Consider the following 23,229-nt stretch of genomic DNA (forward strand, 5'->3'; position numbering starts at 1 on the left):
TAAGAATGTCTATTACTCACCAGGCCTGGTTATTAAGTTTTACCTTAGTCCTTGTGTTAATCGTGCTTATATCTCCTTTGTTTTTACATGACGATAAATCGGATCAATATCCGACTCATCAGATAAGTAAAAAAATTTCTACAGCATTTCATACTGGAGGAATAGAAGAAGTAAAAGCTCAATATGCTGGGCTGGCATCCAATGTTTATGTGGTGATTGAAGATGATAAGGGTAATGCAATTACCTCAAATAGTGCTCACAGTAACGGCTTTTCTATTCGCGACATCAACAAAACAGAACCCACTAACGTATCAGGTAAATCTTCAATCAACTATCACTATGACATTGTTCCGTTAGATAAAAGTAAAACGGCACGTATTGTGGTTTGGAGCGCTCAATCCAATGCTGACAACCCTATGTTAACCGCATCGTTGTTTATCGGTTCGGTAGTTATTGCGGCGATATTGAGTTTTTTTTGGGGATATACCATTCAACGTCGATTGCAAAAACTTAATCAATTAACATCGCAAATCATTAACTCAGGTGATGTATCGCTTCGTCTTCCTCAGTCCTCGTCTTCTAAAGATTTTGACGAATTGGAAAACAATCTAAATGGCATGTTAAATAAAATTGAAACATTGATGGAGGATGCCCGGCATACCGGGGATGCTATCGCACATGATTTAAGGGTTCCACTTACCAGACTTAAAAATAGGCTTGAAACAATCTCGCCGCGTGAGAGTGATGTAGAACAACAACTTGAGCAAGCCAACAGTGAAATTGACCATATTATTTTTATATTTAATGCCTTGTTAAGATTATCAATATTAGCATCCGGTAAACAGCTGATTAATCTAGCAGCCATTGAACTGTCAGAGCTGGTGCAAGAGGTTGTTGAATTCTATCAACCCTTGGCCGAAGATAAAAATATCAGCGTGAAAGTGGTTGTTAACAAGGCCGCAGTGAATGCAGATAAACAGCTATTATTTCAGGCGCTCAGTAATGTATTGGATAACGCAATTAAATTTGCCCCACAGGCTGGTAAGGTTATTGTTGCGATCAATATTAGTGATAGTGTTTATATTGCTGTTTCAGATAATGGCGTTGGCGTGCCTCCTGAGGAAATGCAAAAGCTGTCACAGCGTTTTTATCGTGGTGATAAAAGCCGAACTCAATCTGGAACAGGGCTTGGGTTAAGTTTAGTTAAAGCCATTGTTAATTTACACCAAGGCCAGCTTGAGTTTGCGGATAATGGCCCTGGTTTAGTCGTTACACTAAGATTGCCATATTTAAAGCATTGAACAGTTAACAGGCTTGGCCGCAGGCAACACCCTCAGCCCAACAGGCCTGAAAATTATAACCGCCGAGCCAGCCGGTGACGTCAATCACCTCGCCGATAAAATACAAGTTAGGTACTTTTTTCGCTTCAAAAGTTTTTGAGCTTAGCTCATCGGTGTCAACGCCGCCTAAAGTAACTTCTGCGGTGCGGTAGCCTTCGGTGCCATTGGGTTTGATTTGCCATTGATGCAGGTGGTCACTAAGTTGGCTGATGTCATCCTTACATAGCTGGTTAACAGCTTTATCGATAATTTCTTCCTGGCTGACCATGGCTTCAACAAAGCTTTTTGGCAGTATGGTCGCCAGTTGGTTTTTTAGTGATTTTTTCGGATGAGATTCTCGCCATTGTTGCACAATGTCTTCTATTGAATATTCTGGTAATAAATCAATAGTAACTGACTCGCCAGCTTGCCAAAATGACGATATTTGTAAAATTGCTGGGCCGGACAAACCGCGGTGGGTAAATAAGATGTTTTCTTTAAAGCTGACACCACTTTCACTGGTGACTACTGTAGGAATGCTGATGCCGGACAAACCATCAAAGCGCTCTTTATCGTGGTCATGTAAGGTAAAGGGTACCAGAGCTGCGCTAGTGGGTAATACAGATATGCCAAATTGTTCGGCGATTTTATAGCCGATAGGACTAGCCCCTAATTTGGGCATGGTTAAACCGCCAGAGGCGACCACCAGAGAGTGGGCCAAATAGCTTTCATCCGAGGTAGCTACTTCAAAGCCTTGTTTGGTTTTTTCTACTTTAAGCACTTCGCTGCGCAGCCGTACTTGCACACCGGCCCAGTCACATTCGGTCATCAAAATGTCAACAATATCCTGAGCGCTATTATCACAAAACAGCTGACCTAAGGTTTTATGGTGATATTCAATGCCGTGGCGTTCTACCAATTCGATAAAGTCTTGTGCGTTGTAACGACTCATCGCTGATTTGATAAAATGTGGGTTTTTACAGAGGTAGTTTTCTGGTTTGGCGTTTTCATTAGTGAAATTACAGCGGCCACCACCTGAGATCAGAATTTTTCGCCCGGGCTTTTTGCCCATATCGACAACAGTGACTGATTTACCGCGATAACCCGCTGTGGCAGCACACATCAAGCCGGCGGCACCAGCACCAATTATAAGAACATCTGTTTTGATCAAGAAAAAAACCTAGCATTTATGCAAATGCCGCCATTATACCGATAGATTGTCGCCCGAGCCACAATGAGCTAATGCTGAGCGGTTAGGTTGGTACCCACTGGCGGATCATATTATGGTAACCTCAAGTTAATTGTACGATTTCTGGTGAGTCAGCAACTTGCTGTCGTAATGATTGAATTGCTATATCGATATCAAATAAAACTGCCCGTTTTTCATCGTTTCTGCCCATACTTTGTAACCAAAAAAATGAGGCTTAACGACGACCTTTGATGACAGGGGGAACGCGGTGCAAACTGCTTGATGGGTAAACCACCAAGACTGGTTGGCGGCGGCATATCAGCAAATGCCCGATGGTGCTCGCCTGACCAAACAGTATGGAGTTTCATTGTAAAACACGATAAAAAGTACAAACCATTGCAGGCTCTAACACCTTTGTTCAAATTGCGCAGGCGTGAGCGTGCATAGCGGCAGTCATTTATTGGAGAAAGCTCAAGAAATCTTAAGAAATGCAAAGGTTTTGTAAAGACCCGAACTAATTCCTTTGTTGTTTATCTATTGCTTCCAAAGGCCTAAGGTATGAATGATTGCCTTGGGCTAGCTTTTATATCTGAGGAAGTAATAAATGAAAATAAATCTTGGAAGTGGTATTCCGCGAGTAATCAATAATCTATTAATCGTTGTTATTGCAGCAGTGCTAACGGCTTGCGGCTCTGATAGTGGCGATAGTGACAAGCAAGGCTATATTAAGTTTTTCAATGCGTCTAAAAATGCCCCAGCAATTCATTTAACCGTAGATGAAGATTTGGATACCAGTGAAGATGATGATCTCGAACTTACTTTTGGTGCGGTTGAGTTTGGTCAGGCGTTAAACCGTAATACATTAAGCACTGATCATTATTTTTATGAATTGGCTTGGCAAGATGGAGACAGCAGCGAACGTAGTGAGTTAGCACTAATTTATCAGGGGGAACTCACTATTGAACAAGATACAATTCATTTTATTGTCTTAAATGAAGATGTGAATACTCCGAATGTGCAAGTTTATGATATTGAGCTGATTGACGACTCTGATGATGACTTATATGAACGATTTAATCTTCGTTTATTGAATCTACATTCGCCGGAAATGACAACGGATGTTTATATTTCTAAATCTGATCAAACCTTTAGTGAAGCTGTACTCGTCGGTAGTTATGGTTATCAGCAATTATCGGAAAATCAGAAGTTTGATCAGGGCAGCTATGTTTTTTATCTGACGGAAGCGGGCAGTGATGAAGTGATGTTTCAATCGAAAACTATTGATTACTTTTATGCATCACAGTATCTAATGGTGATCCGCGAAAATACCGGCGCAGGCGCTTCGCCATTTATTTTGGACAAATTATCCAGCGCATCGCAAACCACGTATATCGATTTTAATGCTGAGGCACAGTTTAATGTTTATAACGCCATTGCCGAGCATGAATTATTGCCTGAGTATAGTGGCAGTATTTCGATGAACTTCACCGCATTAGAGCAATCATTAACGATTGAAAACTTAGCTTATGGTCAGCTTAGTGATTGGTCGCGCGTAAATAATGGTGACTACAGTGTTGATGTTACTAGTAATGAACAGGAGATATCTTTGCTACATAACCATTTACTAACGTTACCGGAAAATACCAATAAAACGGTGATCTTTTATACTGACGTTAAAAATGTCGATGATGATGATGACGGCGATGTTGATGAAGATGGTGACGGTATTGTCGATCAGCAAGAAGTGATTGTTCACTCATTAGTGCTGGACAATAGTACTAGCGAAAGTATTTATAATCATAAAATAAATATGGTGAATTTGGTGGATAGCGAAGACTTTACTTTAGTGAATGTCTACTTTATTCGCGCCGATGAAACCATTGCCACTGCGCTTTATCAGCGTTCATTGGGTTTTACTTCTGACGACACGATTACCTTAAACAATAATACTTATCAGGTGTATGTTACTGCGAAAGACAATAGCAGCAATATTGTGTTGACATCATTTGCGCTGACACTGGATGAATCTTCTCGCGATCAGTTTATGGTGATAGAGAATGATCCCTATTCTGTCAGTGGCTATAAAGCAAGCTTGTTTGATCAGTTGATAGAATAGGTGAGATAAGTGATGAGATGTAACATTGCCGAAGCAAAAGTTAAGGTTTTGGTGGCTGGCAATGCTGAACTTTTTATTGATGCTCGACAGTTATTGGTGCATCAGTCAGAAGTTGCGTTAACAGGGTTGGAATATAACTTGTTACTGCTGTTGTTAACGGATACTCCGGCGCTGGTAATGCACGAAAAAATTGCTCAGCAGGTTTTTTCTTTGCCCTTTAAAGACTGTCAGGCTTGTATTAGCACTCATATTTCTCATTTACGTACTAAGCTGGCGTTGGCACAAAGTGGCTTAGTGATAAAGTCTATTAGAGGGCAAGGTTACTATGTCAGCTTACAAACGATAGCTAAATGTTGCGATAATACTGCGTCCTGCTCGGCCATGTAGGGTGCTAATGAGATAAAACACAGGGGTATCATGTTGATTGAGGGTTAATTGATACAAGGAATCAGGCCCTACGCTCGATGCGTTAGTGTTAAAGGTAAACAGGGTGGAAATAAGGTAAGCGGAAGTGCGCAGTTTATTTTATTGAAAAAATTTATTCATTTATTGAATTATCAACTACCTAACGGCAACGGCTTATTTAAAATTAGTACACTTAAGATAGGATTCAATCAATACCAGGTATGCTGATAGTAAAATACTCATTTTCGGTTTAAAGGAAGCAGTGAAAATGATGCCTTGCCTGGTGAGTATTGGCTTTTGGCCTGAAAGGAACCGTCAGATAACGATAAGTGCTGATATAAATCTGACGGTTAATTAAAAAGGGAATTAGCGTGACTATGCCCCAGACTCTGTCATCACACTATTAGTACCGGTTTTAGCCATTTCAGCTAAGTCTTTATCAACAAAGAACAAGGCGTGACCGTCATGGCCCACTAGGTTGATTTTATCCAAAACACTTTTGAATAAAGTTTCTTCTTCGTGTTGTTCGGCGACATACCATTGCAGAAAGTTAAAGGTTGAATAATCTTGATTAGTAAATGCCTGGTGAGCTAGGGCATTAATACGCTCAGTGATGTAACATTCATGCTCGTAAGTTTTCTCGAAAACATCTGCTAATGAATCAAACTGATGAGGTGGTGCATCAATCGCCCCTAAAATAGGCAAGGCGCCGGTTTCACTGACATAAGTGAATAGGCGTGTCATATGGTCCATTTCTTCTAGCGCATGTTTACGCATAAATTCCGCAGCACCTTCAAATCCTTGCTCTTCGCACCAAGCGCTCATTTGCAAATAGAGATTTGACGAGTAAAACTCTAGATTAATCTGTTGGTTAAGTTCTTTAACCATTTCTGGTTTTAACATCTGCTGTCCTCATTATTTAACTTAATCTCTGATTTTACGCATTTTCCACTATTGCTTCAAGAACTGTTAAATAAAAAATACTTATAAAACAATAAGATGATTAATGTTAATCGTTTGTATTTATTACATTTTAAATGTGTTTCTACGGGCAGGATGCTTTGACCCCAAGGGTATTATTGCTGACAAACAGTTTAAATTTAAGAAACTACGATGAATATTCATTAACTTTCTATCACTCAAATAGTTGATATATTTTATAGCAATTGTAAATAAAGCAAATTGTAGGGATAGCGCCGACGCTGGCGCTAAAAAATAGCGCCAATACCACATTTATTAAGGCTTATAGTGCATCTAAAATGACTTCGGCTTTACTGACTTCAAAACTTTTTGGTTGTTCAAGGTGCAAGTTAGTGACTATGCCATTGTTAATAATCATTGCATAACGTTGTGATCGTATGCCACCAAAACTGCCCGTATCCATATCCAGCCCTAAAGCTTTGGTGTAACTGCCATCGCCATCGGCGAGCATCATGATATTTTCGGCATTTTGTGCTTCACCCCAGGCTTGCATGACAAAGGCATCATTAACAGACAAGCAAATAACTTCATCGACACCTTTGGCTTTTATTTCGTCGGCAGAGACGACATAGCCAGGTAAGTGTGCAGCGGAGCAGGTTGGAGTAAAAGCACCGGGGACGGCAAATAAGACAATTTTTTTATTGGCAAATAGTTCGTCAGTATTGTGATTGACCATATTGCCGTCTTTTAACTGTTGTAATTGGCCAGCAGGCATTTTCATATTTTCGCTGATCATAAGTAACCTTATGTTGGATGTGTGAGTGGTAATTTTATTGCTTTACAAAGAAAGCCTTTATCGTGAGCAGATCGGGCGCAATCTTTACATAGGTATCTGGGCTTGTCGACAATATGAGCAAGCTCATGAAGGTGTTTTTCAATCTCCTTCTTTTTCCATTTACATAAAGATTTAGCCATGGAGCTTTCCTCGAAAATATTCATTTTAATTTTAGAGGATTAACCTGCTTATCGCACGGAATTAACGGATAAAATTATTATTTTTACATTTATCAATTCATTGACATCGTTAGTATTTTTTTCAATGCATTTGAAATTTCAGGAGTCTGTTGCCCTAATATACCAAGTCTTTCTGCCGGTATATGCAAATCTCGCTGTCGGCTATCGGAAAAAATATAATGATTAAAAAATGATTGCCAAGCATGTTTTTTATGTGGAGGTAAATTACGGATGCTCATTAATCCATGTAACAAACTGTTTAATGCAGAACCATAATGAGGAGGTGTTGCATCATGGAAAAACGTCAGTAGTACATTGAAATGATCGAGTGATTCAACGTTATGCCACCAGAGAGAGGGGATATATAAGGCATCACCGGGTGTTAACTCAGCAATTAAAGCCTGTTTAAGTGCCTGTTTAAATTTAGGGAATTGCTGATAGTCGGGGTTTCTGATGTCGACTAAGCTGATCGGTTGGCCCGCTGGGGTAATATCGAGGGGACCAACGTACAAATTTGATATCTGTTCAGGGGGGAATAAGGTAAATTTACGTTTACCGCTAATACAGCATGCGATGTTATCTGGTACGTCAAAATGAGTGGCTACCGTAATTTTGTTACTGATCCATATATTGGGGTTGGCACTTTGGTTTAAAAAGTCGTTATAGTTTTCATCTAAAAATTTAGGTAAATGCCGCTTTAATGGTGCACTACTCATGTAATAGGCACTGTCGGTGTCTTTACTGCTATGTTTTAATATTTTATTGATAACATCAGAGAATGTTGCGCGATAGGATTGATAATTAACTCCGGAGAAATCTTCATTGTAGAATAAACGCCCCTGCTGCCCTTCACTGTAGATGTAGCCAACTTGCTCATTGGTATGATTACTAGTGAGATATTGGGATAAACGATCGTAGGAATGATTGGCGTAATCTACTACTGGCCAGTTTCTAATAATACCTTTTAATATTGGGGTTGCCCTAACGGTACTATTTCATTCTTAATCGTCGCTAAGTCAACGTTATGCCATTGAGCAACTTGAGGCAATGGGTGCATAGTTCGTCCTTTGTTTACAATTTCCTATGATAGAAGTGTCTGTTCATTAGCACAGAGCAAATGATTATAAAGAACGAATAGCTAAATATCTTTAGTTGTCATTAAATGTTACAAAGCTTTTTATTTCATAAGCTTATATCGGTTATCCATAAGAGGCACGGGCTTAAAACTAGTCGCTTACTACTAATTTTAGCGTTTGACTGATGTCTTTTACCTGAGCAGAAACATCTTGCGAAATATTATCCGCCAACTGACTTGATTGAGTCACCTCAACGCTGACACTTTCCATTGCCTGTTCAAATTCAACAAAATGGCGTCGCTGTTTATTTACCTGTTCTAGCGTTTGTGCTGCAACAGTTGCTGAGGTGATCGCGCGTTGAACGACATTTTCGGCATTGTCTTTTAACAGTTCAGCAATTTGCTTTTGTTGATCCGACGCTTGTTCAATACCGAAGATATTCTGCTCTAAGCTTCGGCTAGCCTGATTGAGCTGTTCAAGACGTTCACTGACCTGATCAAGAGACTCTTGAGTTTTTCCTGCTAATTGACGTACTTCATCTGCCACTACGGAAAAACCGCGACCATGTTCGCCGGCTCTTGCCGCCTCAATTGCTGCGTTTAAGGCAAGCAAGTTGGTTTGATCGGCAATTGAACTGATAACATCAACGATCGAGCCAACGCTTTCTACTGATTGTGACAATAATAAGATTGCTTCTTTACCGGCACAGGCCGCCTGATTGGTTTGCTCACTAGCACTCAGTACTTCGGTCACTTTCTCCTGACTGTCGTCCATTGCCTGTTGGGTAGATTGAGCATTTTCCACCACTTGCTGTGATAAGGTATTGACTTCATCAGTAACGCTAGACAGCGCCTGCATAATATTACCGACAACGTGTAAATGCTCACTGGTGCTAGAGGAAGAATTGAGAATATTTCTCGCCTGATCTTCCATGGTTTTCATTGCGGTAGATACGAGTGTGAGCTGAGTCGATTTTTGCTTATCTTCTTCTGCTAGCTGCGATACCATTTGATTAAAACTTTGCGATATTTCCCCTAATTCTGTCTTTGACGGAATACCAGTAATGTTATCAACGCGACCTTCACTGACCAAAGTGACAAAGCTGTCGCGTAATTTGCGTAGCGGGTTTAGCACAACGGTACGCATTAACCAATAATTAGCGGCGAGAAAGGTCACTAAAAATGCCAGCAAACCGATAACAATTATTGTTAATTGCTGATTGACCTGCTTTTGCTCTGCAATTATGGCATCTTCACCACTCACTATGATGTCTTCAATTTTTTTTACTTGTGCGGAAAGTAACGTTAAGCCTTGTTGCTGCTGCTGTTGTAAGCTCAAGGTTGAATCAAGTTCTCCTTGATAGCGGCGAATAAGTGAAGCGATTTCGCTAATTGCATCACTGCTGAGCTCTTCTTTATCATCGGGATCATCAAAAAAGTCATCTTCGTCATCGCCTTCGGTATAAATTTCTAATGATGGAAAGTTTTTCAGTCGCTCTGATAACATAGCTAACTCATTGAGGGTCATTGACAGTGCCTGCTCATTATTATTGTGATTGGCAAAGATGTTTTCTCGGATATTAATCAGATCAGCAAGCGAATAAGCAATCTTGCTGGTCAGTTTCAAATAACTGATTTTTTGTTCTGTGGTTAATGCTGTACTTTGCTCTGCATACTCTGTGAGCTGATGATTAATTGCCGTCATAGCGCGTTCGCCATTGCGCAGTAAGGCGAGCGGGTTACCGCTGAGTTTTCCCATTGCTCGGTATTTGGTATTGATATCTTCTTTTAGCTGTTGTGCTTGTTGTGACATCTCAGTCGAGATAGCGGCAATGTTTAATGTCTTGGTGTGTAGCACTATATTATCGAGCTGGGCTTCGGCTTCATTGAGTAAGCTGGCGTCACCCGTTTGCAAGTATTGCGAGATAGTACGATTAAAGTTAACCGTGATCAGGGTTTTAAGGGTTTGATATTCTGAATATTTAGCGCGACTTTTCGTTAATGATTCTCCTACCTGATACATGGTAGAGACAAAAATAACGGCAAAGGTGCAAATAGCGACCACTGAACCTCGAGAAAAACTGGAAACACGCACAGTAAACCTTAGATAGTAAAATTTAGTTGCAGCGAATTGTCGTTAATAATTATGACAATTAGGTTACTGAAATATGACGGATTTATGACAATGATAATAAGAACAATTTTAGAATTGTGACATAAGCCGTTAGCGGGGTATTTTATTTTTCTTATATGACAATATTGTGAAGCACAGATGAAAAATGACGGTAAAATTCGACCAATGCCTAAGATTATCGGCTGAATAACAAGCGCATATTTGACGAACAAGGTAAAGTAGTTAGCTGTTAATTAGAACAATAATAAGGATACAGTTATGCTTAGACAGTTTATGTTGACCGTATTTGCGATAATGTCATTATCGGCAACTAGCGCTTATGGTGTTGAAAGTTATCAAACGGATACCATGTATCGCGCGTTGATAAAGTCAGTTGATGTTAATGATTTTGATTTAATGGCAGCACAATATCACCGAGATGCGGTATTAGTGAGTAAGAAAAAAACCGAGCTGATCAGCCAGTCGTTTAAACGTTGGCGTGCTGACGGTAAAAAAATTGCCCAAAGCGGTGGTAAGGCAGAGCTAAGAATGCGCTTTAACAATCGTGTCATTAACGACGACAGTGCATATGAAACGGGTATTTATCATTATCGAAAGCTCGATAAAAATGGCAAAGTGACCTTTGAATATTATATGAGCTTTGCCGATTTAAATGTGAAAGTTAATGGTAACTGGCAAATTATCATGGAGCGTAATGTTGAAAAAAGTACGGAAGCAGAATTTAATACCTTACCCGAATGGCATTAATTTTTTGGAATCGCCTGATTAACGTAAACATCGAAGCGATTTTTTTTCATTTTAATGCTGGTAGATGGTTTAACATTATCAAGTGGCGGCGCATAGGATGGCCGCTTAACCACGACCCGATATTTAGCCAAAGCACGAGCTGGTGTCAGTAAATTATCGGCATCCAGGTCCTCACCGACTAAGGATTGAAATACCCGCATTTCTTTTTTAACAGCGGCAGATTTTTCTCTATGCGGGTACATAGGATCGAGATAAATGACATCTGGCGCATTAATCATTGACATATTTTCGATAGATGATGAATAAATCAACTCCATACGATCAGCAATAATTTTGGTTTCATTGTTAAGTAGTGCTCGCGTCAGACCATTTTCCAGTAAAGCGGCAACTACCGGCATCCGCTCCATTAATGAGACCTGACAGCCAAGTGATGCCAAAACAAAAGCGTCCCGGCCAAGCCCTGCGGTTGCGTCTAACACATGTGGAGTGAAACCGTGCTTTAGACCTATTGCTTTGGCGATATCCTGGCCCCTGCCACCACCAAATTTACGACGATGCGCTACTGCCCCTTCAACAAAATCAACTTTAATCGCGGCAAGTTTAGGCTCATCGCATTTGATTAACTCCAGTTGCTGGATATTAACTTGCAACAGAAATTTTAAACTGGGAAATTTGGTACTGGCTGCGACATCACCCAAATAATGAAACTGCCATTTTTGCGCAATAGATTGAGCCAGTGCTTTATCGGACGGATCGACATATCCCACGGCAATTTCTGGTAATAATTCCATAGTGTCTGTTATTGCGCCTGAATATGGTTATCGCCGGTGGCAAAGGCTACCAGGCGGCTTAATTGGCTTAACGATAAATCACATTCCGTTTGCCATTGGTTAAACTGCTGCTGAATGGCATTAAGGCTGGTTTTACTTTGAATGCCGCCGGTGACTATGTCATGTGCGCGGAAATAAGCTTCAACATCTCTGCTGATGATAAAGGTGTCGACACCTAAAGCACGTAAAGCATAAGGTCCGGTGTTACCACCTAAACGTTGGCCATGTTGTTTTAAAAATGCCCATAAGCCGATTATGTCATCACTTGGCCAGTGAGCAATAACGTGGGCAAAGCTTTGTTCGTCTCTATGCTCAAAAATCATTTGTGCATTCGCTTTAATGGTTTTCACTTTGGTGAAATTGCGAATAATTTTAGGATCGCTGGCTTTGGTTTCTAACATTTCGTCCGGCATCATTAATATTTTCTCAATATCAAAATGGAAAAAAGTTTCCTCAAAATCTGGCCATTTTTGCTCAACTACTCGCCAGACAAAACCTGACTGGAAGATTTTTTTACTAAAGGCAGATAGTACTCGATCGTCAGTTAACTGCGCTACTTGCTGATTATGTTTACCATCACCTAGCAGGTGCTTTAATGCTTGTTCGCCGCCTTTACGCTTGCAGGCGCGTTGGTACAGTGTGCTAAATGATTCCATTAATAATGACTAAGATCTGTGATTTAAGAAAAATTAGATTATAGAGGCCTGATACCCAGGTTCAAGCAATTTATGTTCGATGACCGACCACTTTATTACGACCAGTACGTTTTGCTTCATACAAAGCAATATCAGCGTTGTTAATATTGTTATCTATGCCGGAACTGACATCGACTTGAGTGACGCCAAAACTTGCTGAAATATGAATGTGTTCTGATCCAATCTCAATGTGCTGCTGATTAATTATCTCTTTGATACGTTCAGCGGTTTGTATTGCCTGAGTTAAATCAATTTGTGGTAGTAAGATAACAAATTCTTCTCCGCCGATGCGAATAAAAACATCTTCTGCTCTGAGGGATTGCTTTACAAACGTTGAAAAGGCAACTAATACCTTATCGCCTGCGGCATGACCGTAGTTATCATTGATATTTTTAAACAAATCGATATCACATAAAATTAAAGATAGCGGTGTATTATTGCGCTTTGCGAGCGAGATCATTTGCTCGGAAATATCAGTTAAATAATTGCGATTTTTAGTGCCAGTTAATCGGTCAGTGATAATCTCTTTACGCAGTTTTCCGACTAATGAATAAATGATGCTGAGTGCAAAACCAAAAAACAGTACGCAGATACAACAAATCAGAGTGACAAAATAAAGAGCTATTGGTACTTGAATATCATGGCTATAGAAAAAGCTATAAAGAGCAACATAAGCGACGAAGACGATAAAGATGATTATCAGCGAACTATATAAAATTCGATCGCCAATACGATGGCGTTTATATTGCTGATGGCTTTTTTTAATGGTAAAAAAATAAGGGATCGAAATATTAATAATTACCGCAAAAAACCGGAAAAAGTCGTTATCGTTTTGATTGTGTAACAGGTAAATTAACAAAACAAAAAACAACAAATGTGCGCCACAGAGCAAGTAGTGACGGTAATTAATGTCGCAATCATAGCGGGTATAGATGGCAAACATTAGTGAATAGGCGATCAACAGGATAAAGAAATTATCGAGCACAATTGCAATCACCGGAAAGTGTTCATAGCGCAGTAACAGCCCTTCAAATGAGGCAATAGTAAAAAGCAATACTAAACGAAAGAAAAAGGTCGAACGCGCCTTATTATGATTGTCGGGCTTTGGCAGTAAATATGTAAAGGCATACAGCACTAAACAAACGATAGTCAGGGCAGAAAAATACGAAAGCGCGACAATATATTCTTGCAAAAATTATATCCCAGAAATCATAGTAAAATGGTTGAATTACTTGGATTATACAACAAATGCGGTGTTTTATGGTGAAATTGAAACAGAGCCTATGAATAACCTTGGCTCTGTTGTGTCATCCGTTGAGAAGGATTTAGCTATTAATGCCACTGTGGCGTAACAATGCATCAATTTCTGGTTCACGACCACGAAATGATTTGAATAATTCCCCTGGTTCTTGTGAACCGCCTTTTTCCAGAATATGGTTTAAAAAGTCTTTGCCGACTTGTGGGTTAAATATACCTTCTTCTTCAAAACGAGCAAAGGCATCAGCAGAAAGGACTTCTGCCCATTTATAGCTGTAATAACCCGCGGCATAACCGCCACCAAATATATGACTAAAGCTATGTTGAAAGCGATTAAAGTCAGCGGCTTTAACTACCGCATATTCTTCGCGTACCTGATCTAAGATGGACTGAATGTAGTGGCTGTTATCGTTTTCTGGCTGGTAATTGGCATGCATTTTAAAATCAAATAACGCAAATTCTAATTGACGCAACATCTGCATCGCTGATTGAAAATTCTTTGCTGCCAGCATTTTATCTAACATCGCTTGTGGCAGAGGTTCTCCGGTTTGATAGTGGTGAGAAATAAAAGCTAATGCTTGCGGTTGCCAACACCAGTTTTCTAAAAATTGACTAGGTAACTCCACTGCATCCCAAGGTACACCATCAATACCGGAAACGCCGCTGGCATTGATTTGAGTGAGCATATGATGAATACCATGACCGAATTCATGGAATAAAGTGACGACTTCATCATGAGTAAAGAGTGCCGGCTTATCGCCAACTGGTCCATTGAAGTTACAAGTTAAATAGGCAACAGGTAGTTGAATGTCACCGTTAGGCAGCTGACGCCGACCAACGCAATCGTCCATCCAGGCTCCACCACGTTTTTTCGCCCGGGCGTATAAATCGAGATAAAAACTACCGCGTTTAGCCCCCTGAGCGTCAAAAACGTCAAAAAACTTGACGTCTTTATGCCAGGTATCTACACCTTGTTGTTCCTTAATTGATATGCCAAACAGTCTGTTAACCACTTCAAACAGCCCTGCGACGACTTTGTTTTCTGGGAAATACGGCCGTAATTCTTCATCTGAAATTGCGTAACGGCTTTGTTTAAGTTTTTCGCTGTAGTAGGGGAGATCCCAAGGTTCTAGCGTTTGACAGTTATACTCTTGTTGAGCAAAAGCGGTTACTTCTGCCAGATCGTTTTGTCCCTGAGCCTTAGATTTTTCGGCAAGTTGCTCAAGAAATTCCAGCACTTGTTGCGGAGAATCTGCCATTTTGGTTGCTAGTGATTTCTCGGCGAAGCTCTCAAAACCAAGCAGCTTAGCAAGTTCATGGCGTAACGCTAATATTTCATTCATTACTTCGCTATTATCAAATTCTCCGGCATTTGGCCCTAAATCAGAGGCGCGAGTAACAAAGGCGTGATACAGTTTTTCTCGTAATGCGCGATTATCACAATACATCATTACGGGTAAGTAGCTGGGAATATCCAGGGTGAATAACCAACCACTTTTATCCTGACTTTTCGCGAGTTGTGCGGCAGCTTCTTTTGCTGAATCAGGTAATCCAGCCAGTTCAGTTTCTTCAGTGATATTGACGCTAAATGCATGAGTTGCATCAAGCAGGTTATTGCTAAAGCCTGAGCCTAATTCAGACAAGCGGCTGACGATTTCGCCGTAGCGTTTTTTATCTTGCTCTGGTAACGCGATGCCTGATAATTTGAAATCTCTCAACGCATTATCTATGACTTTTTTCTGAGCTTGGTCCAAAGTTTGATACTCAGCACTATTAGCGAGTTGTTGATAGGCTTCAAATAATGGTTGATGTTGGCCAACGAACGTTCCGTATTCAGATAATAGTGGTAGGCATGCTTCATACGCTTGACGTAACTCATCACTACTGACCACGGAATTCATATGAGATATCGGCGACCAAAGTTTAGTTAAGGCATCATCTGCTTCATCAATCGTTTCGACTAAGTTTTGCCAGCTAAACTCACTATTTTCTGATAATACTGTGGCAATCACATCTTTGCAGTGGGCAATCGCTTGCTCGACTGCAGGTTTAATATGTTCAGGCTTTATTTCGGAAAATTTTGGCAAATCTGTTGCCATTAATAAGGGATTGGTCATAGGTATCAAAATGTGATTGAAAGTGATTACTTAGATGTAAGATCGATAAGGCAATTATTCAAGTTGTATTTAATAAAAGATCAAGAGTTATTCAACTCATCATGCTTGTTAACAGTTTGTAAATATCTGGTTTTAGGGGAAATTAACGACTATCGTTTAGAAAACAGCCGAACTATTCTATAATGAAAGCAATGCAGTTTGGGGCTACTTATGGTTAGACTACTGAAGCAAATGATATTAATTGTCGTCGTTAATAGCGCGCTATTGCTTATTAGTTTTAATGCTCAATCTGCCAACACCTTCTCTCAACACTTGTCAGTTAATGACGGGTTATCGCAAGCAACGGTTAATGATATTTATCAGGATGACCAAGGCTACTTATGGATAAGTACTGAAAATGGCATCAACTTGTATGACGGCTATCGTTTCAGGGTGCTATCAGGTTTCGATGATCAATTTGAAAACAGTGGCTTTTATAAAGTGATTCAAGATAAACAAGGCTTGATGTGGCTCATTGCCACTCAAGGATTGTTCACCTACGATAAAAATAGTGATGATTTCCAGCTGGTTTTATCTCATGCCCCCGAAAAAAAAGAGGAATTTATTGTTGATGTTGTCGAGGGGCAAGGGCAAAAAATGTGGATAGCATCCGCTAAATATATCCTTGCTTATGATAAAAAAACAGCGCAACTAAAGACAGTAGTCGATTTATCTGATGCCTTAGTTAAAACTGAACGTATTTTTGAAATATTTCTGCGAGAACATTTTTTATTTATTGCCACAAGAGCGGGGGTTTATGTATTAAATACAACTAGTGGTCAATGGAAAAAGCTGCCTAGTATTAACGATAGTCAGCTGGTCAAAGAAGATGATCTGGATAAAGTCTACAATCTTTATGTTTCACCAGAAAAACAACTTTATTTAGGTACATATAGTGGTGTTTATGCTGTGAATGTTGCTAATGTCGCCAGTTTTCTCTCTGACGATGCCTCGCTAGAACGTTATAGATTAATAGATAAAAATACTAATAGCTGGGCATTTAAAGCCACTGAAGATGCTTTATATGTTGGTAGCTATTCAGGGCTCTCTAAGATTGATTTAACAACGGATAGTGCTGAGCAAATCATTGCATATAACGATGTTTATGAGGATATCAATAATAATGTCGTTACTGCGATTCATCAGGATAAACAAGGAGGATTTTGGCTCGGCTCATTAGTCACAGGTATATATAAATGGGACCCCAGGCTCAGTTTAGTGACTAACTTACGTTATCAAAAATCTAATCCCAATCGTTTATCCAATAATGTCGTTTGGTCAATAGAACAAAGTCGGCAAGATAGTGATTTTATTTGGATTGCTACCGAAGATGGCATCAATCAGTTGTCATTGTCGACAGGGCAGGTATCACGGTATTTGATGAATCGGCAGAGTAAAAGTGTTTTCTCTGCTAGCTATATCACGCAGTTAAAAGAAGACAGTCAGCACAGGCTTTGGCTGTTAAGTGCCAAAGGGATTAAGTTGTTTGATACCAAAACTAAGCAACTGATCCAGCCAGATTTTTCTACTGAGGTTTTGGATTACCTAGCGACAGATCAATATGCAATATATTTAGATACTGATGACTATCTTTGGAGTTTAACGGGCAAGGCTTTTAAACGTATCAATGTTAACACGGGTGAGGTAGATGAACTTAAGGAGCTAGAACCTTACTATGACGATAGTGATATTTTTAATATTTTGGGGTTCCTGCCAAATAGTAAGGAAATGCTGTTATCAACCTACAATTCGTTAATTTCGTTTAATGTTGAAACTCGAAAGACGCGATTGTTATATACCAACCCAGAGGTGATTGAAAATGACTGGGCCTATATTGATAGTTGGGTAATTGATAGTCAAAATGTCTTGTGGCTCGCCTATTCTTCAGTGGGCTTAGTCGGGCTAGATGCCGAAAGCCTGCAATTAAAATACAGTTTTAATAAAAAGCAAAGCGGTATAGATAATAACATTTATGGCTTAGCCTTAGATGCCGATGGTGATATATGGTTTTCCAGCCATAACGGCATTTATAATCTCAATCGAAAAACTCTTCATGTCCGCAATTTCAATATCGCAGATGGTTTTAGTGCTCGGGAATTTAATGCTAATGCCTTTGAAAAAATTAATGATCACTTATTTGCTTATGGTTCTATTAATGGTGTGTCATTGTTTGATCCGTCCGCATTAAAAGCCACGAGTTTTCAAGGAGAGCTAAGCGTTCATGTGACTAATATTGAAGTTTTGTCTCGTGATATACGATTACCTTTTATTTTGGTTGAAAATAAGCCGATAGAGCTAGCTTATGATGATGTTGGCATCCGCTTTGATTTCTCGGCGTTCACATATAAGCATCAGGATTTACAGTACAATTATCGCCTGCATGGTAGCAAAAATGTCAATTACCCGGATACCAAAGATAATTTTATTACCTTTCCTAGCCTGCCACCTGGCCAACATTTGCTTTCTGTGCGTGTGCGCTCGCCATATACCGGACAGTATTCGCCAGCAACTGAGCTCTATATCAATGTTAGTTATGCGCCATGGGCATCGCCACTAGCCTATTTGATTTATGCAGTAGTTGCTTTAGCTAGCTTCTTTTTATGGCTTGGACGTCGGCGCCAGTATACTCGTCAACTGATTGATGCCCATGATCAGGTTAAATTTCGTGAACAAAGGTTATCTTTAGCGTTACATGGCAGTAATAGCGATGTGTGGGATTGGCAGGCGGAGGGAAATTTGTTATTTGCCCGACGAGCGTTTGAAGAACTTGGCTTTAAAAATTTATCTGAGAGTTATAGTTTTGATCAGCATATCGAGTTAATTCATGAAAACGACCGCGAAGCATTTGTTCATCAGTGGCAAACTTTTCTGGAGTCAGGGGATCTAGAAGATAATTTTTCCTGCTCATATCGTCTAAGAACAGCGGATGGGGAATGGTTGTGGTATAAGGACTTGGGTAAAATTGTTGATGTTGATAACGTCGGTAACCCTATCAGAGTAACAGGCTCCTATACCAATATTACACAATCCAGGGCAGAATCTGAACGGGCACAATACTATGGTGAAGCCTTTAAACAAACGAAAGATTGGGTGTTGATCATTAGCGATAATTTTACCCGGGTGATGGTAAATCGTTCGCTAAAAGAAGTTTTTGGCTGGCAGGAAGAAGAATTATCATTTGACGATAATATCTTTGGTTTAGAGGGGAAAAGGCGGCGGTTTTATAAAAAACTATTTCAATCGTTAAATGAAGGAGATCACTGGCGTGGTGAAGAACTAGTAAAAACCAAGGCCGGTGAAGAGTATCATGTGTTACTGAATATTAATGTCAGTATGAATCAAACCACCCAGTCTTTACATTATGTGTGTATTTTTACCGATATTACGGCACAAAAAATTGCGGAAAAAGAATTACGTTATCTTGCTAACTATGACCATCTGACCGATTTACCTAATCGTTCGTTATTATTAGAACGGATCAAACATGGTATGGACTACTCTAAGCGTATTGGTCGATCAATAGCATTGTTTTTTATCGATTTAGACAGGTTTAAACAGGTAAATGATAGTTTAGGACATGATCATGGTGATCTATTATTGCAAGAAATCACCAAACGATTGAAGGGTATTTTACGGGTTGATGATACCGTTGCACGCCTAGGTGGTGATGAGTTTGTCATTCTACTGGAGTCGTTTAGAAACAATTCCTTTTTAGGACAAATCGCTCAGAAAGTGATCCAGGTGATTGGAGAACCGATCGACTTAAATGGTAATATGGTTTGTGTTGGTGCCAGTATTGGTATTGCACTCTTTCCTGAGGATGCTGCCGATTCCGATGAATTGTTAAAAAATGCTGATGTTGCTATGTATCATGCGAAACAATTAGGCCGTAATACTTTTCAGTTTTTTACTCCTAGAATGAATGTTGAGGCAAATCAGCGGCTACATGCCGAATCGAGGGTAAAACAAGCCCATGAGCAGGATGAGTTTATTAATTATTATCAGCCAGTGGTGGATTCTATAAGTGGTAAGGCGAAAGGTGTAGAATTGCTATTACGTTGGCAAAAAGACGAGCTATTAATTTCACCAGGCGAATTTATTGCCATTGCCGAAGAAATTGGGCTAATTGTTGCAATGACGGAAAAGGCGTTAGCACGTGCTTTTGTTGATTTAAAACACTGGCTGACCATTCGAGAGCATTTTTTTATTTCGGTAAATATTTCGGCGGTACATTTTACTCAAGATAACTTTGTTGACTTCCTGACTGAGATCCTCGCCCGTTATGAAATACCGCCACATTTATTAAAATTGGAAGTGACGGAAAGCACTTTGATTAAAAACCCGGAGCAAGTTGTTACTAAAATGACGGCACTGGCAAAACTCGGTGTCGCGTTAGCTCTGGATGATTTTGGCACCGGTTATTCTTCGCTTAATTACCTAAAACGTTTACCACTGGATGTGATTAAAATAGATCGAAGCTTTGTCGCTGGTATTGGGCAGGATTCTGCCGATGAAGCGATTGTTGAAGCAACCCTAGTGTTAGCAAACAGACTTTGTATGAACTGCATTGCGGAAGGCGTGGAAACAAAAGAGCAGTTAGATTATTTAGCTCAGCGCCAGTGTTATAATATTCAAGGTTATCTCTATAGTAAACCTGTTGAGCAATCAGTGGTTACGCATTTTTTACAAGAAGATAAAGTTGAAATTAGCGTAGGAGATATTCAGCACAGTAATAATTAACCCATCACTGAGCTTGAATCTGCACTTAGCCACTCTTATATACTACTTGTCTCATTTTTTAGGAATATAACCCATGACTCAACATTTTGACTTTCTTGCTATCGGTGCTGGTAGTGGTGGCATTGCTTCGGCTAATCGGGCGGCTAAACACGGTAAGAAAGCGGCGGTAATTGAAGCGAAACAAATTGGCGGTACTTGTGTCAATGTTGGTTGTGTGCCGAAAAAAGCGATGTGGTATGCGGGACAAATTGCCGATGCTCTGCATTATGCATCAGATTATGGTTTTAAGGCGCCATTACAGCATTTTGATTGGCCAACCCTAGTAAGAAATCGTGAAGCCTATATTGAACGTATTCATGGTGCTTATCAGCGTGGTTTTGCCGCCAACGGTGTTACTGTGATTAATGGTTTTGCCAGATTCGTTAACAAAAATACCGTTGAAGTGAACGGTGAGAAAATTACTGCCGATCATATTGTCATTGCAACCGGAGGTCGACCGAGTATTCCTGATATCCCAGGCGCTGAATTTGGTATAGATTCAGACGGTTTTTTTGCCTTATCTCAACAACCCAAATCGGTTGCTGTCGTGGGGGCTGGTTATATTGCCGTGGAATTGGCAGGGGTATTACATGCTTTGGGCAGTGAGACTCATTTACTCGTGCGTAAGGAAAAACCGCTGCGTAATTTTGATAACATGTTAAGTGATACCTTAGTGGAACAAATGGCAAAACATGGTCCTCAATTACATACTCATAGTATTCCACAGCGCGTAGAACAGCAGAAAAATGGACAATTAACGATTCATTTAGCAAATGGTCAAACGGTAGGGCCAGTTGATAGTTTGATTTGGGCGATAGGCCGAGAGCCTGCGACCGATAAGATTAATCTTGGTGCTGCAGGTATAGAGTTAGATCCTCAAGGCTTTATTCCTACCGATAAATATCAGAATACCTCGGTTGAGGGTATATATGCGGTTGGAGATAACACTGGTCGGGCACAGTTAACACCCGTCGCCGTTGCCGCTGGTCGACGATTATCGGAACGCTTGTTTAATAATAAACCGTATGAACATCTGGACTATAGCAATATAGCAACGGTGGTTTTTAGTCATCCTGTTATAGGTACCGTTGGCATGACCGAGCAAGAAGCGCTAGCTGAATATGGGGCAGATCAGGTAAAAGTGTATAACTCACAGTTTACCGCACTCTATCAGGCGATGACTGAAGATTATCGTGATCCGACCCGAATGAAGCTAGTATGTGTCGGTAAAGAAGAAAAAATTGTTGGTATTCATTCGATTGGTTTTGGTAGTGATGAGTTATTACAAGGCTTTGCCGTAGCAATGAAGATGGGAGCGACAAAAGCCGATTTTGATAATACCGTGGCAATTCACCCGACATCTGCGGAAGAATTTGTCACAATGTAAACATTTAATATTAAAATATTGTTTATGTGATATTTATGATGTTGATTTTACTGGTATGGTCGTTGTTAGTCTTGCTCTTCAATGGCCTTAGTTAAATAACATTTTGCCTGTTCGCTATATATCAGACGATCTTTTGCTTGCTCTAAATAGCTTGAATCAATAGCTTGGTGTTGATAGCGAATGATAAGCTCACTGAGTAAATTTGCCTCATAAATGTAGCAGGCCATTGGATTTTTCTGATAAAGAAGCGGCAGTGTTGCTGCTTTAGTGATTTTCGTTTGTAGTGCTAATACCGACAAAATCATCTCGGGAAAGTGCCAGTGTTTGGCGATAAAATAGGTCAGTTTTGTTGAGTTTTCATGCATCAAGGTTTTAAAGGCATATGAATTTGGTTGGCAATCCGGATGAATGTAGGCAAAGGCTTCAGTTAATAGCTGATAGATAATCATATCACCTAAATTACAAATTAAACCGAGCAAATACCCTTGAGCTGTTTGCTTTTTTAGTGGCGAAGTATGTAACAGTTCTTTTGCTATCACGCCTGTTGATAAGCTGTGCTGCCAGATTTTATTACCATATTGGCTAAAATAAACTTGTGGTCGAGGGGTTAATTTACTAACAAAACCGTTGATCACACCTTCAATCAAACCATTTACCCCTAACAGCATAAATGCTGATTTTAACTCAGTGACTTCTTTTTCACTGTGGTTGTAATAAGACGAGTTGGCTAATTCAATGACTTTCGCTGCAATCGCAGGCTCCAACTCTATTAACTTTATCAGGGTATCAGTGTGAAAATCTTCGTTGTCTAGCTGACTTAATACATTACTGAGTGAAGCGGGCAATATAGGTAATGACGCAAGTACTGGTTTTGGCTGAGCCATGAGTTCTGTGATCTTATTGGCAACATATAAGGATAATTCGTCATGTTGTCGGGTTGGAGGCGATTGGCCAAATAGATAATCGTAAAAGGCAATTTGATGCTGTTGTTCATTAACCTGATCAATAGCTGTTATATTAAGATTTGACTGAAGTTGTGCTATTTCATTTTCTTGTTCATCTTTCGCAGAATTTTTAGTGTCTTCATAGTAAAAGTAGTTAGGTTGCTCTTTACCAGAGGAAAACAAACGCTTAACCAAGGTATTAAACATTAGAATAATTAACTTATTAAGGTGTTTTCCTACTAGTATAGATTGTTTTTACAT

17 protein-coding genes are annotated in these 23,229 nt (G+C 39.8%); 6 read left to right on the plus strand and 11 right to left on the minus strand.

The genetic code is table 11. From position 1 onward, the window contains the following. Positions 1-5: 5 nt before the first annotated feature. Entirely contained in the window at positions 6-1,301 is a 1,296-nt protein-coding gene (locus tag QQK06_RS09760) for a sensor histidine kinase (protein WP_284244474.1), read from the plus strand. 4 nt (positions 1,302-1,305) lie between these two features. Here the strand turns inward: QQK06_RS09760 and QQK06_RS09765 are convergent, their stop codons facing one another. Next, positions 1,306-2,490, minus strand: a complete 1,185-nt coding sequence (locus tag QQK06_RS09765; RefSeq protein ID WP_284244475.1) for a BaiN/RdsA family NAD(P)/FAD-dependent oxidoreductase — start codon at positions 2,488-2,490, stop codon at positions 1,306-1,308. Between the two features lie 121 nt (positions 2,491-2,611). Next, positions 2,612-2,719, minus strand: a complete 108-nt coding sequence (locus tag QQK06_RS09770; RefSeq protein WP_284244476.1) for a hypothetical protein — start codon at positions 2,717-2,719, stop codon at positions 2,612-2,614. A 393-nt stretch (positions 2,720-3,112) separates the two neighbouring features. On the opposite strand from QQK06_RS09770, the gene QQK06_RS09775 reads away from it, so the two are divergent. After that, positions 3,113-4,624 carry a hypothetical protein gene (locus QQK06_RS09775; protein WP_284244477.1) on the plus strand — a complete coding sequence of 504 codons (1,512 nt, stop codon included), beginning with the start codon at positions 3,113-3,115 and terminating at the stop codon, positions 4,622-4,624. A 12-nt stretch (positions 4,625-4,636) separates the two neighbouring features. Then, positions 4,637-5,011, plus strand: a complete 375-nt coding sequence (locus tag QQK06_RS09780) for a winged helix-turn-helix domain-containing protein (protein ID WP_284246600.1) — start codon at positions 4,637-4,639, stop codon at positions 5,009-5,011. A 393-nt stretch (positions 5,012-5,404) separates the two neighbouring features. Here QQK06_RS09780 and ftnA read toward each other — a convergent pair whose 3' ends face one another. The 4 genes from ftnA to QQK06_RS09800 all read right to left on the minus strand — a co-directional run bounded on the left by ftnA (position 5,405) and on the right by QQK06_RS09800 (position 10,134). Further along, positions 5,405-5,932, minus strand: a complete 528-nt coding sequence (ftnA, locus tag QQK06_RS09785; protein ID WP_284244478.1) for a non-heme ferritin — start codon at positions 5,930-5,932, stop codon at positions 5,405-5,407. A 340-nt stretch (positions 5,933-6,272) separates the two neighbouring features. Further along, on the minus strand, positions 6,273-6,746 hold the full coding sequence (locus QQK06_RS09790; protein WP_284244479.1) for a peroxiredoxin: 474 nt from the start codon (positions 6,744-6,746) through the stop codon (positions 6,273-6,275). A 271-nt stretch (positions 6,747-7,017) separates the two neighbouring features. After that, positions 7,018-7,935, minus strand: a complete 918-nt coding sequence (locus tag QQK06_RS09795; RefSeq protein WP_348541182.1) for a cupin-like domain-containing protein — start codon at positions 7,933-7,935, stop codon at positions 7,018-7,020. A gap of 255 nt (positions 7,936-8,190) precedes the next feature. After that, complete coding sequence (locus QQK06_RS09800; RefSeq protein ID WP_284244480.1) at positions 8,191-10,134, minus strand: methyl-accepting chemotaxis protein; 1,944 nt, start codon at positions 10,132-10,134, stop codon at positions 8,191-8,193. A 297-nt stretch (positions 10,135-10,431) separates the two neighbouring features. On the opposite strand from QQK06_RS09800, the gene QQK06_RS09805 reads away from it, so the two are divergent. Further along, entirely contained in the window at positions 10,432-10,920 is a 489-nt protein-coding gene (locus QQK06_RS09805) for a hypothetical protein (RefSeq protein ID WP_284244481.1), read from the plus strand. Here the strand turns inward: QQK06_RS09805 and QQK06_RS09810 are convergent. From QQK06_RS09810 to prlC, 4 genes are all read right to left on the minus strand, one after another. Then, positions 10,917-11,711, minus strand: coding sequence for a class I SAM-dependent methyltransferase (locus QQK06_RS09810; RefSeq protein ID WP_284244482.1), 795 nt, complete (start codon positions 11,709-11,711; stop codon positions 10,917-10,919). The two genes, QQK06_RS09805 and QQK06_RS09810, sit on opposite strands and share 4 nt — an antisense overlap. An 8-nt stretch (positions 11,712-11,719) precedes the next feature. Beyond that, positions 11,720-12,406 carry a DNA-3-methyladenine glycosylase I gene (locus tag QQK06_RS09815; protein WP_284244483.1) on the minus strand — a complete coding sequence of 229 codons (687 nt, stop codon included), beginning with the start codon at positions 12,404-12,406 and terminating at the stop codon, positions 11,720-11,722. 70 nt (positions 12,407-12,476) lie between these two features. Further along, on the minus strand, positions 12,477-13,637 hold the full coding sequence (locus tag QQK06_RS09820; protein ID WP_284244484.1) for a GGDEF domain-containing protein: 1,161 nt from the start codon (positions 13,635-13,637) through the stop codon (positions 12,477-12,479). 133 nt (positions 13,638-13,770) lie between these two features. Continuing rightward, the gene (prlC, locus tag QQK06_RS09825) at positions 13,771-15,819 is read right to left on the minus strand and encodes an oligopeptidase A (RefSeq protein WP_284244485.1); all 2,049 of its coding nucleotides are present in this window, start codon (positions 15,817-15,819) and stop codon (positions 13,771-13,773) included. A 210-nt stretch (positions 15,820-16,029) separates the two neighbouring features. On the opposite strand from prlC, the gene QQK06_RS09830 reads away from it, so the two are divergent. Together QQK06_RS09830 and gorA are read left to right on the plus strand one after the other, a co-directional pair. Continuing rightward, entirely contained in the window at positions 16,030-20,598 is a 4,569-nt protein-coding gene (locus tag QQK06_RS09830; RefSeq protein WP_284244486.1) for an EAL domain-containing protein, read from the plus strand. 73 nt (positions 20,599-20,671) lie between these two features. Next, positions 20,672-22,024 (plus strand): glutathione-disulfide reductase, encoded by a 1,353-nt coding sequence (gorA, locus tag QQK06_RS09835; RefSeq protein ID WP_284244487.1) that lies wholly within the window; start codon positions 20,672-20,674, stop codon positions 22,022-22,024. A gap of 65 nt (positions 22,025-22,089) precedes the next feature. Here the strand turns inward: gorA and QQK06_RS09840 are convergent, their stop codons facing one another. After that, positions 22,090-23,175, minus strand: a complete 1,086-nt coding sequence (locus tag QQK06_RS09840; RefSeq protein ID WP_284244488.1) for an HDOD domain-containing protein — start codon at positions 23,173-23,175, stop codon at positions 22,090-22,092. Positions 23,176-23,229 lie beyond the last annotated feature (54 nt).

Source organism: Thalassotalea insulae, from assembly GCF_030161395.1.
Taxonomy (GTDB): domain Bacteria; phylum Pseudomonadota; class Gammaproteobacteria; order Enterobacterales; family Alteromonadaceae; genus Thalassotalea_E; species Thalassotalea_E insulae.